Source organism: Sulfuriferula thiophila, from assembly GCF_003864975.1.
Taxonomy (GTDB): Bacteria; Pseudomonadota; Gammaproteobacteria; order Burkholderiales; family Sulfuriferulaceae; genus Sulfuriferula; species Sulfuriferula thiophila.
This window is the reverse complement of sequence record NZ_BHGL01000033.1, coordinates 25,388-41,922: the sequence shown is the minus strand read 5'-3', so window position 1 is coordinate 41,922 and position 16,535 is coordinate 25,388. Positions and strand designations below refer to the sequence as shown.

17 protein-coding genes and 1 tRNA gene are annotated in these 16,535 nt (G+C 51.7%); 1 reads left to right on the top strand and 17 read right to left on the bottom strand.

The window, feature by feature from the left end; translation table 11 throughout:
* Positions 1-11: 11 nt before the first annotated feature.
* The 6 genes from zwf to EJE49_RS09995 all read right to left on the bottom strand — a co-directional run bounded on the left by zwf (position 12) and on the right by EJE49_RS09995 (position 7,331).
* The gene (zwf, locus tag EJE49_RS10020; protein WP_124950392.1) at positions 12-1,493 is read right to left on the bottom strand and encodes a glucose-6-phosphate dehydrogenase; all 1,482 of its coding nucleotides are present in this window, start codon (positions 1,491-1,493) and stop codon (positions 12-14) included.
* The gene (gnd, locus tag EJE49_RS10015; RefSeq protein WP_124950391.1) at positions 1,490-2,404 is read right to left on the bottom strand and encodes a phosphogluconate dehydrogenase (NAD(+)-dependent, decarboxylating); all 915 of its coding nucleotides are present in this window, start codon (positions 2,402-2,404) and stop codon (positions 1,490-1,492) included. The genes zwf and gnd overlap by 4 nt, the downstream gene beginning before the upstream one ends.
* A 271-nt stretch (positions 2,405-2,675) precedes the next feature.
* Positions 2,676-3,284, bottom strand: a complete 609-nt coding sequence (locus tag EJE49_RS10010) for a glutathione S-transferase (protein WP_124950389.1) — start codon at positions 3,282-3,284, stop codon at positions 2,676-2,678.
* A 9-nt stretch (positions 3,285-3,293) separates the two neighbouring features.
* Positions 3,294-4,727, bottom strand: a complete 1,434-nt coding sequence (thrC, locus tag EJE49_RS10005; RefSeq protein ID WP_124950387.1) for a threonine synthase — start codon at positions 4,725-4,727, stop codon at positions 3,294-3,296.
* Between the two features lie 36 nt (positions 4,728-4,763).
* Entirely contained in the window at positions 4,764-6,077 is a 1,314-nt protein-coding gene (locus EJE49_RS10000; RefSeq protein ID WP_124950385.1) for a homoserine dehydrogenase, read from the bottom strand.
* Positions 6,078-6,092: 15 nt separating this feature from the next.
* Entirely contained in the window at positions 6,093-7,331 is a 1,239-nt protein-coding gene (locus EJE49_RS09995) for a pyridoxal phosphate-dependent aminotransferase (protein WP_275540755.1), read from the bottom strand.
* Positions 7,332-7,458: 127 nt separating this feature from the next.
* On the opposite strand from EJE49_RS09995, the gene EJE49_RS09990 reads away from it, so the two are divergent.
* Positions 7,459-7,836 carry an Mth938-like domain-containing protein gene (locus tag EJE49_RS09990; protein ID WP_223246911.1) on the top strand — a complete coding sequence of 126 codons (378 nt, stop codon included), beginning with the start codon at positions 7,459-7,461 and terminating at the stop codon, positions 7,834-7,836.
* On the opposite strand, the gene yrfG is transcribed toward EJE49_RS09990, so the two are convergent.
* From yrfG to rplT, 11 genes are all read right to left on the bottom strand, one after another.
* Entirely contained in the window at positions 7,833-8,492 is a 660-nt protein-coding gene (gene yrfG / locus EJE49_RS09985) for a GMP/IMP nucleotidase (protein ID WP_124950381.1), read from the bottom strand. The two genes, EJE49_RS09990 and yrfG, sit on opposite strands and share 4 nt — an antisense overlap.
* Positions 8,489-9,421 (bottom strand): RNA polymerase sigma factor RpoS, encoded by a 933-nt coding sequence (rpoS, locus tag EJE49_RS09980; RefSeq protein WP_124950379.1) that lies wholly within the window; start codon positions 9,419-9,421, stop codon positions 8,489-8,491. Before rpoS ends, yrfG begins: the two co-directional genes overlap by 4 nt.
* Positions 9,418-10,404 carry a peptidoglycan DD-metalloendopeptidase family protein gene (locus EJE49_RS09975; protein WP_124950377.1) on the bottom strand — a complete coding sequence of 329 codons (987 nt, stop codon included), beginning with the start codon at positions 10,402-10,404 and terminating at the stop codon, positions 9,418-9,420. Before EJE49_RS09975 ends, rpoS begins: the two co-directional genes overlap by 4 nt.
* Positions 10,404-11,066: a protein-L-isoaspartate(D-aspartate) O-methyltransferase gene (locus EJE49_RS09970; protein WP_124950375.1), complete on the bottom strand. Its 663-nt coding sequence runs from the start codon at positions 11,064-11,066 to the stop codon at positions 10,404-10,406. The genes EJE49_RS09975 and EJE49_RS09970 overlap by 1 nt, the downstream gene beginning before the upstream one ends.
* On the bottom strand, positions 11,063-11,806 hold the full coding sequence (surE, locus tag EJE49_RS09965) for a 5'/3'-nucleotidase SurE (protein WP_124950373.1): 744 nt from the start codon (positions 11,804-11,806) through the stop codon (positions 11,063-11,065). The genes EJE49_RS09970 and surE overlap by 4 nt, the downstream gene beginning before the upstream one ends.
* Positions 11,807-11,866: 60 nt before the next feature.
* Positions 11,867-11,943, bottom strand: a tRNA-Pro gene (locus EJE49_RS09960).
* 47 nt (positions 11,944-11,990) lie between these two features.
* Positions 11,991-12,365 (bottom strand): MerR family transcriptional regulator, encoded by a 375-nt coding sequence (locus EJE49_RS09955; RefSeq protein ID WP_124950371.1) that lies wholly within the window; start codon positions 12,363-12,365, stop codon positions 11,991-11,993.
* Positions 12,343-12,648: an integration host factor subunit alpha gene (locus tag EJE49_RS09950; protein WP_087446235.1), complete on the bottom strand. Its 306-nt coding sequence runs from the start codon at positions 12,646-12,648 to the stop codon at positions 12,343-12,345. Before EJE49_RS09950 ends, EJE49_RS09955 begins: the two co-directional genes overlap by 23 nt.
* A gap of 7 nt (positions 12,649-12,655) precedes the next feature.
* Complete coding sequence (gene pheT, locus EJE49_RS09945) at positions 12,656-15,013, bottom strand: phenylalanine--tRNA ligase subunit beta (RefSeq protein ID WP_124950369.1); 2,358 nt, start codon at positions 15,011-15,013, stop codon at positions 12,656-12,658.
* 10 nt (positions 15,014-15,023) lie between these two features.
* Positions 15,024-16,007: a phenylalanine--tRNA ligase subunit alpha gene (gene pheS / locus EJE49_RS09940; RefSeq protein WP_124950367.1), complete on the bottom strand. Its 984-nt coding sequence runs from the start codon at positions 16,005-16,007 to the stop codon at positions 15,024-15,026.
* A gap of 159 nt (positions 16,008-16,166) precedes the next feature.
* Positions 16,167-16,526: a 50S ribosomal protein L20 gene (gene rplT, locus EJE49_RS09935; RefSeq protein ID WP_124950365.1), complete on the bottom strand. Its 360-nt coding sequence runs from the start codon at positions 16,524-16,526 to the stop codon at positions 16,167-16,169.
* Positions 16,527-16,535: the final 9 nt, after the last annotated feature.

Here is a 16,535-nt window from a genome sequence, read left to right as displayed (position 1 = left end):
TTTCCCTGCGGTTATAAATAGTTGCGCCACTCCTGGTCTTCGGAATCAAACAGGCGATTCGCTTCGCGCGGCCCCCAGATGCCGGCAGGATAGGTATGAATAAAATCGCGTTCCTGAGCCCAGCTTTTCAGTATGGGATCAACCACGCGCCACGCCCATTCTACCTCGTCAAAGCGAATAAACAGCGTACGATCCCCGCCAATCACATCCAGCAGTAATGTTTCATAGGCATCCAGTTGCGCCTCACCTTCCTGACGATAACCTGCATCAAGCGAGACAACCCGCGTATCCATATCCAGACCCGGCTGTTTGACATGCACTTCCATGTGCATACTTTCTTCCGGCTGTATCGACAGCACAATCCAGTTAGGCGAAATCACCTCCTGAGGCGTAGTGCGGAACAACTGCTGCGGCGGGTGACGAAAACGGATTGCCACCATGGACTTGGCTTCGGCCATGCGCTTACCCGTACGCAAATAGAACGGCACCCCACGCCAGCGCCAGTTATCGACATAAAATTTAGCCGCGATAAACGTTTCAGTCAGCGAGTTCGGTTCAACACCGGGTTCTGATTGATAGCCCTGCACCACCTCACCACCTAATGTTCCCTGCGTATATTGCGCGCGAAATGCATGTGCATGCACCGAACGTTTGCTGATCGGCCGTATGGAGCGCAACACTTTAACCTTTTCATCGCGCAGCGCATCCGCTTCCAGGACGGGAGGGGGTTCCATGGCAACAACTGTCAATAGCTGCATCAGGTGGTTCTGCAGCATATCGCGCATCGCACCTGCCTTATCATAGTAATCCGCGCGGTTTTCTATCCCCATGGTTTCCGCTACCGTAATCTGCACATGATCAATGAAATTACGATTCCATAACGGTTCGATCAAGGTATTGGCAAAACGGAATACCAACAAATTCTGCACCGTATCTTTACCCAGATAATGGTCGATGCGGAAAATCTGTTCTTCATCAAAATGCTGATGCAATAGCTTGTTCAAAGCTTGGGCAGATTCGATATCCTCACCAAATGGTTTCTCCACCACCACCCGATGCAAGCCGCGAGGCTGTGACAAACCCGACTGATCCAGATTTTTAATCACGCCGGTAAAGTCAGTGGGTTTAACCGCAAGGTAGAATACAACATTGGAGCAAACACCCATTCTTGGCTTGCCTAACTCATCTTTCAAACGATGATATGCCTCCACGTCCTGCAATTCGCCACGCAAATAACTGAAGCGTTCAACAAATTTTGCACACAGTGCATCGTCACATTTGTCCTGCAATTTTTCCCTGAGCAAGGTTGTAACATGGTCACGCCATGCCACATTATCCCAATCACGTCGCCCGAAGGCGATAAAGTTCATACTGTCGGGCAAACGCTTGGCCGCCTCAAGTCGATATAGCGCAGGAATGAGTTTTTTTGTAGCCAGATTACCTGTTGCGCCAAAAATCACGAAATTACAGGGAAAATCCAAATCATTACTCATATACCCTCCTTGACGCCGTGACCACCAAAGCCTTTGCGCATCATGGCCAGCAATTTATCTGTGTATTCATGCTTACCCTGACTCGCGAAACGCATCATCAGCGCCAGCGTCATGACCGGTGCCGGCGTACCCTGCTCCACTGACTCCAGTACTGTCCAGCGCCCCTCGCCAGAATCAGCGACAAACGGGGCGATCGCGTCCAGCGTCTGATCAGATTTCAAAAATTCGGCTGTCAGGTCGAGCAGCCATGAGCGCACTACACTGCCGTGCCGCCACATTTCGCTCACTTCCGCCAGATCAATACCAAATTCCTGTTTGCCTTTAAGCAACGACAAGCCTTCAGCCAGGGCCTGCATCATGCCGTATTCGATGCCGTTATGTACCATTTTGACGAAATGCCCACTGCCAACCGGACCACAGTGCAACCAGCCGGTTTCCGGCCCTGGAGCGAGAATTTTGATGAACGGAGTTACCTCAGCTACGGTATCAGCTCCCCCCCCCACCATTAAGGCATAGCCGTTAGCTAACCCCCAGACACCCCCAGACACGCCCGCATCCATGAACCGTAACCCCCGCTCTTCCAACTCTGCCGCATGGCGCTGACTGTCCTTGTAATATGCATTTGCCCCATCCACAATGATATCGCCAGCCGACAGCAAACCTGCCAGTTGCTGCAACGCCATTTCTGTTGCATCACCTGCTGGCAACATCAGCCATACCACCCGCGGACTGGGCAGCTTCGCCACTAACTCCGTCAAGCTTGCGCACGCCGCAATATGCGCTTCTGCCTGTGCCAGGGATTCAGCAACCTCGTGGCTACGATTCCACACCAGCACATCTGCCCCGCCACGGGACAGACGTCGCGCCATATTCGCGCCCATTTTACCCAGACCCAACAAACCGATTTTCATTTATCGTCTCCTTGTCTAATTCGATATTAATATGCAATCAATATACACCCATCCCGACCTGACCATCATCATAGCCAGCGATTAAGACAGGTTAAATATGCAACTATTCCGGATACAATTAATTAAGCAGATTATGTGCCCGAACCATGCAATGCTTGTAGCCGAGCAGCCACCCATCGGGAACCTGCTCCACAGCTATGGCCAAAAAAAACAGGCATCCCTGCACTAAGCGGGATGCCTGTTATCGGGACGGCATATATGCAGCTGGTGATTATTGCGGTGGCATGGTGCTGCTAAATGATGGCCGCTCATTGAGTTTACTTGCCAGTCGTGCCAGATTAGGGTGCGCCTCGCGCCATTTAATGTGTGGAAAACGCAATTCCAGATAACCCAGCGCACAACCTACTGCGATGTCGGCCAGACTGTAATTATCACCCATGCACCATGCATGATCTCCGACATCGCTGGCTATCACTTCCAGCCCGCGAAAAACTTTCTGCTCCTGGCGCAATATCCAGTCCGCACTTTGTTGTGCCTCAGGCCGTTTCTTTTCCAGAAATATTGCGGCAGCTGCATCGCTTATACCATCCGCCAATGCTTCCCAGCGTTTTGCAGCAATCCGGCTGCGCGCATCCTTAGGCAACAGATTATGTACCGGTGCGGCGTGATCCAGATATTCCACAATGACACGGGAATCGTACAGCGGCGTACCATCATCCAGCATTAACACCGGTATCTTACCCAATGGATTGTATTCTGGCACATGGGTAGTCGCCTCCCAGGGCACATCGATCTGCAGTTCGCACTCAATATGCTTTTCCGCCAGAACGATGCGCACTTTACGTGCAAAAGGGCTAGTCAATGATGCAATTAATTTCATTTTATGTACTCAATCGTTCAAGTGTGACACCACAAATTGTTTCACGGCTTCGACATCTGCGTCCATCACAGTATAGCGCTGCGGCAAATCTTCCAGATTAACCATGCTGGCAGGCCGCTCAGGCGCACGGCCCAACGCTTCCTGAATTGCCTCTTCAAATTTGGCAGGCAAAGCCGTTTCCAGGACGATCATCGGCACGCCCGGTTCAAAATATTCCAGACCGACCTTCAAACCATCTGCCGTGTGCGTATCGATCATAACACCATATTTTTCCCAGGTGTCGCGTATGGTTTCCATACGGTTGGCGTGATTACTTGAACCAGACACCATGCCATAATCCGCCACTTTGGCAAATACGCCCTCTGCATTCAGATCAAAACTACCGCCTTGCTCTACTGCAGCCCATAGCTCACGCAATTTTTCACCATCACGACCAATCAGATCGGCGACAAAACGCTCAAAGTTAGATGCCTTGGAGATATCCATGGACGGGCTGCTAGTGTGATAAGTACGCGCCGATACCCGCGGACGGTAAGCACCAGTTTTAAAAAACTCATCCAGCACATCGTTTTCATTAGTCGCTACGATCAGGTGTTTGATCGGCAAGCCCATCATCCGCGCAATATGGCCTGCACACACGTTGCCGAAGTTACCCGAAGGCACGGAAAAACTGACGTGCTGATCATTGCTGTGCGTCGCAGCAAAATAACCTTTAAAGTAGTAAACAACTTGCGCAGCAACACGACCCCAGTTGATGGAGTTGACCGCACCTATCTTGTATTGCGCTTTAAAGGCATGATCATTCGATACCGCCTTGACGATATCCTGGCAATCATCGAACACACCGTTGACTGCGATATTGTGAATATTCTTATCCTGCAGCGAGAACATCTGTGCGGTCTGGAACCGGCTCATTTTGTTATGCGGGGATAACATGAACACCTGGATGCCGCGTTTACCACGCATGGCGTATTCTGCCGCTGAACCGGTATCGCCCGAAGTCGCGCCAAGAATATTGATATCCTGACCGGCGCGATTCAACACATACTCAAACAGATTCCCCAGCAACTGCATGGCCATATCTTTAAATGCCAGCGTCGGGCCGTTAGACAAGCACAACAAATGCAAGCCAGGCTCCAGCGTATGCAAAGGCGTGATATCCGCCGCAGATTCATCACTACGTGCATTGCAATACACCTCAGCGGTGTACGTTTTATCTATGATGGCGCGCAAGTCTTCTGCCGGTATGTCATCAGCAAAACGCGATAGCACAGCAAACGCCAGTTCACGATAATTCATGCCGCGCATCGCCGATAACTCTGCTGCACCGAACTGCGGATACGTCTCCGGCAGATACAATCCGCCATCCGGCGCCAGACCACCCAGCAAAATCTCGGTGAATGTTTGCGCGGGGGAATCGCCGCGAGTGCTGATATAACGCATGACCATAGCTTTAACCTTTAGGGATATTCCAACTGCTTATTTGTTCAGTTCTTCCAGACGAATACGGGCTATCTTGCCAGAAATTGCCGGCAATGCTTCAATTTTCAGCATAGCCGCATTCACATTCTTTTCCACGCTCTGATGCGTCAGTATGATGATATCCACCAGTTCCTGACCTTCCTGCGGTTCTTTCTGCATCATCGCATCGATGGAAATATCCAGATCCGCCAGTATCCGCGTCACATCGGCAAGCACACCCGGCTTATCAAAGGCACGCAACCGCAAGTAGTACGAGGTACGCACATCATCCATCGCCAGAATAGGCTCATCCGACAGCGTGTCCGGCTGGAATGCCAGATGCGGCACACGGCTATGTGGATCCGCCGTATGCATGCGCGTCACATCGACCAGATCAGCCACCACAGAGGATGCCGTTGGCTCAGCCCCTGCACCTGCACCGTAATACATGGTAACACCCACCGCGTCACCTTTGACCAGCACCGCATTCATCGCGCCATCGACGTTGGCAATCAAGCGCCGTGCCGGGATCAGCGCCGGATGCACGCGTAACTCTATGCCTTGCGGCGTGCGCTTGGTGATGCCCAGCAATTTGATGCGGTAACCTAACTGCTCGGCATATTTGACATCGTCGCCGGTCAGCTTGGTGATACCTTCGATGTATGCCCGCTTGAATTGCACCGGGGTACCGAACGCAATCGCCGACATGATCGTCAGCTTATGTGCTGCATCCACCCCTTCCACGTCAAAGGTTGGATCCGCTTCTGCATAGCCGAGGCGTTGCGCTTCCTTGAGCACATCGCCGAAATCGGAACCCTTATCGCGCATTTCGGTAAGGATAAAGTTGGTGGTGCCATTGATGATGCCCGCGATCCATTCGATACGGTTTGCGGTCAAGCCTTCACGTATCGCCTTGATGATAGGAATACCACCACCCACCGCGGCTTCAAACGCGACCATCACGCCTTTGCGTTGCGCGGCAGCAAAAATCTCGGTACCGTGATTGGCGATAAGCGCCTTGTTGGCAGTTACCACATGCTTGCCATTTTCTATTGCCATCAGGATGAGCTCTTTAGCTGGCGATTCGCCGCCTATCATCTCCACCACGATGTCGATTTCCGGATTATCCACAATCGCAAACGGATTGTCGGTCAGCTGCAAATCCGGCGACGCGAATGCCTGCGCTTTTTCCAGATCACGCACTGCCGCCATGGTCACCCGGATCTCGCGTCCGGCACGACGGGTAATTTCTGCCGCGTTGCGGCGCAATACTGTCAATGTTCCGCCGCCCACCGTGCCCAGGCCTAACAAACCTACATTCATTGGTTTCATATTATTTTTTTCCACTTAATCTATATAACTACCATGTAATTTACGATACCGTTCCAGATAGCGCGCAATCCGCCCTATCGCTTCGCGCAACTCGTCTTCATGCGGCAATATCACTACACGGAAATGGTCCGGTAGCGGCCAGTTAAAACCGGTGCCCTGCACAATGAGCACACGCTCTTCTTCCAGCAGGCCCAGTATGAATTTCTGATCATCTTCGATCGGATACATTTTCGGATCCAGCCGCGGGAACATGTACAATGCCGCCTGTGGCTTGACGCAAGTCACCCCCGGAATCGCCGTCAGCAGTTCCCAGGCCAGATTACGCTGCCGGGTCAGGCGACCCTCCGGCGCTACCAGATCAACAATACTCTGATAACCACCTAGCGCAGTCTGAATCGCATACTGGCCAGGCACGTTGGAACATAAACGCATCGAGGCCAACATGTTCAGACCTTCGATATAGTCCAGCGCATGCCGTTTGTCACCCGAAATCACCATCCAGCCCGCACGGTAACCACAGGCGCGATAGTTCTTCGACAAGCCGTTCAAGGTCACACACAGCACATCCTCTGCCATGGAGGCGATCGAGACATGCTCATGCTCGTCGTAAAGCACTTTGTCATAAATCTCGTCGGCATAGACTATCAACTGATATTGCCGCGCAATGGTCAGTATCCCTTCCAGAATTTCCGGCGTGTATAACGCACCGGTTGGATTATTCGGGTTAATAATGACGATCGCGCGCGTATTCGGCGTAATTTTGGCGCGGATATCATCCAGATCCGGCATCCAGTCAGCACTCTCGTCACAGATATAATGCCGCGGCGTACCGCCCGCCAGAGTGACTGCGGCTGTCCATAATGGGTAATCCGGCGCCGGCACCAGCACTTCATCGCCGCTGTTGAGCAACGCCTGCATAGACAGCACTATCAGTTCGGAAGCACCATTACCAATGATGATATCGTCGATTTGCACCCCGGCAATACCTTTGCTCTGGGTGTAATGCATAATTGCCTTGCGTGCCGCAAACAAGCCCTTGGAATCGGTGTAGCCGGAGGCATTGGGCAGGTTTACAATCACGTCCTGCACGATTTCTTCCGGCGCCTCAAAACCAAATGGCGCAGGGTTACCAATATTCAGCTTGATAATCCGCTGCCCTTCGTCCTCCATCTGCTTGGCACGCGCCAACACCGGACCACGAATGTCATAACACACGTTATCCAGCTTGGTCGATTTTTTTACTGGTCGCAGCATTAGCGCCTCTTCCGTCATCACGAATATTTATCCTAAAACCCAAACCTTACAGACAGGCTTGGTCGTCAAGGTGCCAAAATGTATAATCTTACTCGACTGTATGCGCTTGCCGCAATTGGAGACTGTTTTGAAATTTCATCTGACCCAACCCGAAGGACTCAATTTATTCACCGGATATGGTGATGATTACGTCCTCATCAATGGCGAACGCTATGAGCAACGCAGTTTACTAGTCACTCCCGATGCCATTCTGCACGACTGGCAGGTCAGTGATTTTGCTGCATTGCAGCCGCAGCATTTCGAATCATTTATTGCTCAGCAGCCGGAAATCGCGCTGCTAGGTACAGGTAACCGACTGCAATTTCCCCACCCTCGCATTACTGCCGCACTTGCTAATGCAGGCATAGGACTGGAGGTCATGGATACCAAGGCTGCCTGCCGCACATATAACATTCTGGTTGCTGAAGGTCGCCGTGTCGTCGTCGGCATCATGCTAACAAACTAAACCGGCATCACCTCACCGAATCCGGTTATCGCCATAAAACCGGCCACATCCTGTGGCGGGGACTGGCTATCCGGCTGATGAATGCTGCGCAAATGGCGAATGCCGTAAGTTTGCGCGTTGCGCAAAACTGGCAAACTATCATCAAACAATACAGTACGTTCAGGCTGGAAAGGCAGTAACGTATGCAGCCGTTCCCAAAACCCGGCTTGCTCTTTGGCCAGGCCCAGTTGGTGCGAAGTAATCATCAGATCAAAATATGGCGTTAATGCTGTGCAATGCATCTTCAGCGCCAAACTATCCTGATGCGCATTAGTCACTAATATGATTTTTTTCCCTGATTGACGCAATGCAATCAGGAATGCCTCCACCTCATGCCGGACTGCAATCAGATGCTGCACTTCGCGCTTAAGCGCGACAACATCCATATTCAGCGCCTGTCGCCAGAAATCCAGACAATACCATTGCAGACTACCTTGATGGCGACCTGACAGCTCAGTCACGTGGGCAACAGCCTCGGTGACAGATACGCCATGTTGCCGCGCATAGCAGAGCGGCAGATGCTGTCGCCAGAAATAATTATCAAAATGCAAATCCAGCAACGTACCATCCATATCCAGCAGTACGGTGTCGATTTCCGACCAATTCAATGCGCTCATTCCAGGAAAGCGTCTCTATCCATACCCAGACGGCGCAGGGTTTTACGCAACAACTGCAATGCTTCACTCTGTATCTGGCGCACGCGTTCACGGCTGATATCAAGATCGTTCGCCAACTGTTCCAGCGTCTGCACTTCCTGATCATTGAGCCCGAAACGCCGCTCGATTACCCAACGCTGTTTATCACTTAACTGGCCCAGCCATTCGGTGATGAAGCTGAGCGTTTCCGCTTGCGCCATCATCTGTTCCGGCAACTCGCTATGCTCATCGACCAGCGAATCGCCCATGGACAGATCAGCATCAATATCCAGCGGCGCATCCAGTGATAGCAGCCTGTCATTCAGGCGCAACATTTGCCTTACTTCATCAACAGGCAAGTCCACCAAATGGGCAATATCATCTTCACTTACCTCAGCAGCACCATGTTGAGCCAAATGGTAACGCGCCCGCAGCACGACATTTATCGCCTTGACGATATGCACTGGCAAACGAATGGTACGCGACTGATTCATGATGGAGCGCTCTATGGATTGGCGTATCCACCATGTCGCATAAGTCGAGAAGCGAAATCCACGCGCCGGATCAAATTTTTCCAGCGCATGCATCAGGCCCAGATTTCCTTCTTCAATCAGATCCAGCAAAGCCATGCCGCGATGACTGTAGCGTTTGGCAATATTAACTACCAACCGCAAATTGCACACGATCATTTTCTGTCGCGCCTCAAAATCGCCGAGAACGATTTTTTCGGTGAGGGCACGTTCATCTTCGGCGTTTAACAATGCATTGTGCCCGATGTCATGCAGATACATTTGCGTGACATCCGCATGCATATCATCCAGCAATAACGATTCTATCAAATCCGGTTCAACAAGCATTTCATCAGATGACGTTGATAATTCATCTGCATCATTTCCATCCATATCAGTCATTTTGTAACCTCTGGTAGGTATTTCAAAGGATCAACTGGCTTACCCATTTGCCTTATCTCGAAATGCAATTCCACTTGCTCTGCGTCACTGTCGCCCATCTCGGCGATTTTTTGCCCTCGACTTATCGCTTGCCCTTCTTTCACCAACACCTGTTGATTATGTGCATAAGCGGATAAATACATCGCATTATGTTTGATAATGACTAACTTTCCATATCCGCGCAAACCTGCGCCACTGTAAACCACTTTTCCTGCCGCAGCCGCAATAACCGGCTGGCCACGACTACCGCTAATATCTATGCCTTTACTGGCTTTTGCCTCACTGAATTCAGTAATAACCCGTCCGTTGGTCGGCCATGACCAGTCCAAAGCAACATCATCAGACTCTTTTGCCGCAGGCTCTTTCTGTACAGCAGGCGCTGGTTTATCAGCAACAGCCACCGGTTTCACTACCGGTTCAACAGGTGCTGAAGCTATCGTCGTCACCGGTTTCGACACCACGGATTTTAAAGGTTCCTGCACTTCAGGAATGGACAACCGGGTTACTGCAGATGTTGAGTAAGGTAGCTTGATAGCCTGGGGTTGGGTAATACTGAGTGGCTCGACTAGCGACTTGGTGGCGATTGCCGGCGACTTGAGTGCGACAGCCTGGACTTTGCTGTCATCCGGCTTGGCAAGCGATTCTGGCGGCGTCAAGCGCAGGGACTGGCCGACAAATATGCGATTCACATCCAGCAGATTATTCCAGACCGCCAATTCACGGTAATCCAGACCATACTCCAGCGCGATGCTATATAAGGTCTCGCCTTTCTGTACATCATGGCTCGCCGGACGCCAGTCACGCACCTTGCCACTAACAGGAGGGGCAATGCGCTTCACTACCGCTGTTTTGGTACTTGTCATATCGACCACAGGTGCGACACGCGTCGTGCTGCAGCCTGCCAAAGCCAACAATGCACCCAGTACCCAACAGCAACGCATCATTAAGCCACCCCCGGTAGTAACGGCACAAAGTGCACCATCTCCAATACAGTTTCCTGATAGGCATCTTCATGCCGCTCTATCAACACCATTTGCTGGCTATCGCCCATTCCGCGCGGCAGTACCATGCGTCCGCCCACGGCAAGTTGCGCCAATAATGCAGGCGGTGGCTCCGGGGTAGCTGCGGCAAGGATAATACCGTCGAACGGAGCAACATCGGCCAGACCGACATTACCATCACCATGTTTCAGTTTGATATTAGCGATACGCAGCTCTCGTACTGTGCGCCGCGCCTGGCCCAGCAGCGTTGCTATCCGCTCTATCGAATAAACCTCGCGCGCCAGTTTTGACAATACGACGGCCTGATATCCGCAGCCGCCACCCACTTCCAGCACCCGCTGCATATCCTTGCCGTTACGCAGCACTTCAACCATGCGGGCGACACTATACGGATGAGAAATCGTCTGACCGAAGCCGATAGGTAACGCTGTGTCTTCATAAGCTCTGATTGCCAAAGCCTCACTGACAAACAAATGGCGGGGAACCAGCGACATGGCCGCCAGTACACTTGTATCCTTGATACCCTGCTCACGCAAACGTTCTATCATGCGCGAACGTGTACGCTCCGAAGTCATACCTATACCACGATGCTTTTGCAGGCTCATGTCGCCAACCATCCTTGCACTAAATCCAGTTGCTGATAATGCGTTAAGTCGATCTGCAATGGCGTCACCGACACCCGTTGCTGTGCGATGGCATGAAAATCCGTACCCTCGCCCGAATCCTGTGCCGCACCAGCAGCACCTACCCAGTATACGGTTTGGCCACGCGGATTGGTCGACTTAACCACCGGTTCAGCTTTATGACGCCGGCCCAAGCGCGTCACGCTCATACCCTGCAACGCCTCATAAGGCACATCAGGCACATTAACGTTAAGCAACACGGGGGCAGCTATTGCATTAGACATCATGCGCTGAACCAGCTCCAGAACAACACGTGCCGCGGTTGGATAATTGCCACCAGCAAAACTGGTCAAAGACACAGCGATAGATGGCACGCCGAGTAGAAAGCCCTCGGTTGCCGCTGCCACCGTACCCGAATACACCGTATCATCGCCCATGTTGGCACCATGATTAATACCGGAAATCACCATATCCGGCAGGTGATCGAGCATTCCTGTCACGGCCAGATGCACGCAATCCGTCGGCGTTCCATTGACGTAGTAAAATCCTGAAGCAGCCTGACGCAACATCAAAGGACGATCCAGTGTTAGCGAATTACTCGCCCCACTTCGATCGCGCTCAGGTGCAACAACAGTAATTTCAGCAATACTGGATAAGGTTTCGGCTAGGACAGCCAGACCGGGGGCAAAATATCCGTCATCGTTGCTCAATAAAATGCGCATATAAAGACGATCATTGTTCCCGTTGATAATTATTTTAAATCAAACTAGAGAAAGTTTGGTTGGTCGGGGCGAGAGGATTTGAACCTCCGACCACATGCACCCCATGCATGTACGCTACCAGGCTGCGCTACGCCCCGAAGCGGGCAATTATAGCAGAAGCAGCGCACCAGCTAAAGTAGCAAAACTATATTTTGAGCACCTGAATGATTTCGGTGATCTCTTGACGCAACGCTGAATAGTCAACGGGTGCTGGCGCCGCTTCTACCTGCTCGACAATAATGGACACACCATTGCTTTCTTCGAGGCGATGACGCGCACCACTGATAGTGAACCCCTGTTCGTACAGCAGTTCACGAATCCGTCTTATCAGCAAAACTTCATGATGCTGATAATAGCGACGATTACCACGGCGCTTTACCGGCTTAAGCTGGGTAAATTCCTGTTCCCAGTAACGCAATACATGCGGTTTGACCGCGCATAGCTCACCGACCTCACCAATGGTGAAGTAACGTTTCGCCGGTATCGGCGGTAACTCGCTAGTTGGCTGGTGATCCGCCATACGTCACTTCGACCAGAGTTTTCAGTTTATTGCTTGGGTGAAAGGTCACCACACGACGTGCGCTAATTGGCATATCTTCGCCAGTTTTAGGGTTACGTCCGGGGCGCTGAGGCTTATCCCGCAATTGAAAATTGCCAAAACCGGATAACTTCACTATATCCCCGGCTTCCAATGCGGTACGAATTTCGTCGAAAAACGCTTCTACCATATCTTTAGCTTCTCGTTTATTCAGGCCGACTTCTTCAAATAACAAGTCAGCCAATTCTGCTTTAGTCAGGGTCATTACTACCTCAGGAACGTAATTGCGCGTTAAATTTTTGTTGTAGCAGCTCAGTCAGTTGCGCCATAACCGCATCGACTTCACTATCTGTAAACGTCTTTTGATTGTCTTGCATCAGCACTCGGAAAGCAAGACTTTTTTTATCAGAATCAATACCTTTGCCACGATACACGTCAAACAACGCGATCTCGGCTATGCCCGCTATTCTAGCAGAATGCATGGCATCTAGTAAGGCTTGTGCAGCGACTTCTTGCGACACTATCACGGCCAGATCACGCCGCACCCCCTGAAAACGGGAAATCTCACCATGCTTTGGCAAATCTCTGAGCAACAAAGCATCCAGCGCCAACTCAAACATCACAGGCGCCGACGGCAAATCCCATTGCTGCACCAAGGCTGGGTGCAACGCCCCCAACCAACCGATATCAACCCCATTCAGCGACACGGAAGCACACTGCCCCGGGTGCATAGCAGCATGTGCGTCCGCCCTGAAAGTTAATACCTGTGGCCAGCACAAGGCTTCCAGATCCGCTTTTACATCATAATAATCGACCACGCGGGCGGGCATTCCCCACTGCTCAGGAGCCACATCTCCAAATGCCAAACCAGCTATGCGCAACGGCTGAGCATAACCATGCCCTGCAGACAGAAAACAACTGCCCACTTCCATGATACGCACCCGGGTTTGCCGCCGGTTCAGATTGGTTTTTAACACATCAATCAAACCACCCCATAACGTCGAGCGCATCACACTCATTTGGCTGGCGATTGGATTTTTTAATAGTACCGGCTGAATTCCGGGTGCAAGCGCTGCTTCCCATGCCGCATCTACAAAACTGTAAGTTATCACTTCCTGATAATCGCGCACCACCAGGATATCGCGCAAGCGATCTATCGGACGCTGTTGTTCCGACTGCGGCAACATATTTAAATTAGCAACAGGTGCAATCGGCGGAATATTGTCATAGCCAAAGAGACGCGCCAACTCCTCAATCAAGTCGACCTCTATGGTCAGATCAAACCGGTAACTTGGTGGCGTAACGCGATAGGCGTCACCATCCTCGGCAAATTCAAATTGCAGACGTTGCAACCACTGGCCCACATCCGCATGACTGAAAGGAATACCCAATACCTTGCTGACACGCGCCGGGCGCAGGCGTATTGCCGCACGTACCGGCAATTCATGCAGCACCTCGGTAACCGCGCTCGCATTACCACCGCAAATCTCTACGATCAATTGCGCGGCGCGCGCCAGTGCGTTTTGCGTCGCCGCAAAGTCAACACCACGCTCAAAACGATGCGATGCATCGGTAGACAACCCCAGGCGACGCGCACGTCCAGCAATATAATCAGGATGGAAAAAAGCCGACTCCAGCAAAATTTCAGTTGTACCGTCGCTCACTCCGCTGGCAATGCCACCCATAATGCCAGCCAGGGCCAACACACCCGACTGGTCGGCAATCACCAGCATATCGTCATCCAGCCTGACCGTTTGCTCATTGAGCAAAACCAGCGATTCGCCAGCTTGCGCCATACGCACATCGATCGCACCCGACACTTTAGCAAGATCAAACGCATGCAGTGGTTGCCCTGTCTCCAGCATGACGTAGTTGGTAATATCCACAACCGCGCCCAGACTGCGCAAGCCACTTCTCAGCAAACGCTCCGCCATCCAATCAGGCGTCACTGCTTGCGGATTCAGGCCGCTGATTATCTGACCGCAATAACGCGGGCACGCCTCAGTAGCGGCAACCCGGATATCCGGCACAACTGACGTCACAACTGGCGCCACCGCCACTTCCGGCGCCATCAGCTCACTGCCTGTCAAAGCCGCAACTTCACGTGCAATCCCCATGACACTGAGGCAATCACTGCGATTCGGCGTGAGCTTTAGCGTAAGCACATGATCATTTAACCGCAGATAGTCGCGAATATCCTGCCCAATCGGCGCGTCATCCGGCAGCAACAGCAACCCGTCAGCTTCCTCAGCCATACCCAGCTCGCGTGCAGAACACAACATGCCCAACGATTCCACGCCACGCAGCTTGGCTTTTTTAATCTCAAACCCAGGCAGCTTTGCCCCGACCATTGCACATGGCACACGTACGCCTGCACTCACATTGGCAGCGCCGCACACAATCTGCAAATGAGCACCCGTACCAGCATCCACTACACACACCCGCAGGCGATCTGCATCCGGATGGGGGGCTACCGACACCACATGCCCGACCACAATACCGTTGAAATCAGCCGCCACCGGCGCCATTTCCTCTACTTCCAGCCCTGCCATTGTCAACAGATGCGACAACGCCGCGCTGTCCATAGGTGGATTCACATAACTACGCAACCACAGTTCAGAGAATTTCATAATAGATCGATCAATTAAACTGCTTCAAAAACCGCACATCATTGGCGAAGAACAAGCGCAAATCATCGACTCCGTAGCGCAGCATCGCCAGGCGTTCGACGCCAAGACCGAAAGCAAAGCCCAAGTATTTTTCGCTATCAATATTGACGTGACCAAGCACATTAGGATGCACCATGCCACAACCGCCAATCTCCAGCCAGCCATCGCCCCAGCTCATATCCATTTCTGCGGAAGGCTCAGTGAACGGGAAAAACGAAGGACGGAAGCGCACTTTCAAATCATCACGTTCAAAGAAGCGTTGCAAGAAATCCTGCACGACACCCTTCAGATTCGCGAAGCTGACATCCTCATCCACCCACAACCCCTCTACCTGATGGAACATAGGAGAATGGGTAGCATCCGAATCGACGCGATACACGCGACCAGGTGCGATTATCTTGAGGGGTGGCGCATTATTTTCCATGTAGTGCACTTGCACCGGTGAGGTATGGGTGCGTAACACATGCTGCTCATCGATATAAAACGTATCGTGCATCGCACGTGCCGGGTGATTTTCGGGAATGTTCAGCGCGGTAAAATTATAGAAATCCGTTTCGATTTCCGGGCCTTGTGCAACGTCAAAGCCGATAGAGCGAAATATGGATTCGATGCGCGCCAGCGTACGCGTAACCGGATGCAAGCCACCCATCGCCATGCCGCGTCCCGGCAAGGTCACATCCAGCGTCTCAGCCGCCAGCCTTGACGCCAGCTCAGCTTCTTTTAACGCAGTACGGCGCGCCTCAAGTGCGATCTGGATTTGTTCCTTAGCCTGATTAATCAGGCTACCCGCTGCCGGACGCTGCTCGGCGGGCAATTTACCCAATTGCTTCATTTGCTCGGTCATCAAACCGGTTTTACCCAAATAACGCGCCTTGATCTGCTCTAACTCAGCAGCTTGCGTCACCGTGGCAAATTCGGCTTGTGCACTGGCAACAATTTGCTCTAAATTTTCCATGTGAATATATTATCGACTCTGGATACAAAATACTGATTTAGCTTAATAAAATTCACCGCCGCAACACCGGCCGGAAATTTCGCTTAAGATAAGTCAGCACCAACACGCGGAGCAAACAAAAAAGGAGGCCAGCGGCCTCCTTTTTTGCTAGCCACTGATTTAACTAGCCAGTTTTGCTTTAGCCTGTTCAGCCAATAATGCAAATGCAGGTTTGTCAAACACAGCCAAATCAGCCAACACCTTACGATCCAGCACGATTTCAGCTTTTTTCAGACCATTCATGAATACGCTGTAACGCATACCGCACTGACGTGCAGCCGCATTGATACGCGCAATCCACAATGAACGGAATTGACGCTTCCGCTGACGACGATCGCGGTAAGCATACTGACCCGCTTTCATTACCGCTTGCTTAGCTACACGGTAAACGTTCTTACGACGACCACGGTAGCCTTTGGCTTGAACAATGATCTTTTTATGACGCGCACGCGCGGTGACACCACGTTTTACTCTTGGCATTTAAATTCT

Excerpts from the sequence above, each read along its gene's own strand:
- EJE49_RS10010 (WP_124950389.1), bottom strand. The coding sequence starts at position 3,284 with ATGAAATTAATTGCATCATTGACTAGCCCTTTTGCACGTAAAGTGCGC.
- EJE49_RS09970 (WP_124950375.1), bottom strand. The coding sequence starts at position 11,066 with ATGAGCCTGCAAAAGCATCGTGGTATAGGTATGACTTCGGAGCGTACA.
- pheT (WP_124950369.1), bottom strand. The coding sequence starts at position 15,013 with ATGAAATTCTCTGAACTGTGGTTGCGTAGTTATGTGAATCCACCTATG.
- yrfG (WP_124950381.1), bottom strand. The coding sequence starts at position 8,492 with ATGAGCGCATTGAATTGGTCGGAAATCGACACCGTACTGCTGGATATG.
- EJE49_RS09975 (WP_124950377.1), bottom strand. The coding sequence starts at position 10,404 with ATGATGCGTTGCTGTTGGGTACTGGGTGCATTGTTGGCTTTGGCAGGC.
- gnd (WP_124950391.1), bottom strand. The coding sequence starts at position 2,404 with ATGAAAATCGGTTTGTTGGGTCTGGGTAAAATGGGCGCGAATATGGCG.
- EJE49_RS10000 (WP_124950385.1), bottom strand. The coding sequence starts at position 6,077 with ATGAAACCAATGAATGTAGGTTTGTTAGGCCTGGGCACGGTGGGCGGC.
- thrC (WP_124950387.1), bottom strand. The coding sequence starts at position 4,727 with ATGCGTTATATCAGCACTCGCGGCGATTCCCCCGCGCAAACATTCACC.
- zwf (WP_124950392.1), bottom strand. The coding sequence starts at position 1,493 with ATGAGTAATGATTTGGATTTTCCCTGTAATTTCGTGATTTTTGGCGCA.
- EJE49_RS09995 (WP_275540755.1), bottom strand. The coding sequence starts at position 7,331 with ATGCTGCGACCAGTAAAAAAATCGACCAAGCTGGATAACGTGTGTTAT.
- pheS (WP_124950367.1), bottom strand. The coding sequence starts at position 16,007 with ATGGAAAATTTAGAGCAAATTGTTGCCAGTGCACAAGCCGAATTTGCC.
- rplT (WP_124950365.1), bottom strand. The coding sequence starts at position 16,526 with ATGCCAAGAGTAAAACGTGGTGTCACCGCGCGTGCGCGTCATAAAAAG.
- surE (WP_124950373.1), bottom strand. The coding sequence starts at position 11,806 with ATGCGCATTTTATTGAGCAACGATGACGGATATTTTGCCCCCGGTCTG.
- EJE49_RS09955 (WP_124950371.1), bottom strand. The coding sequence starts at position 12,365 with ATGGCGGATCACCAGCCAACTAGCGAGTTACCGCCGATACCGGCGAAA.
- rpoS (WP_124950379.1), bottom strand. The coding sequence starts at position 9,421 with ATGACTGATATGGATGGAAATGATGCAGATGAATTATCAACGTCATCT.
- EJE49_RS09950 (WP_087446235.1), bottom strand. The coding sequence starts at position 12,648 with ATGACCCTGACTAAAGCAGAATTGGCTGACTTGTTATTTGAAGAAGTC.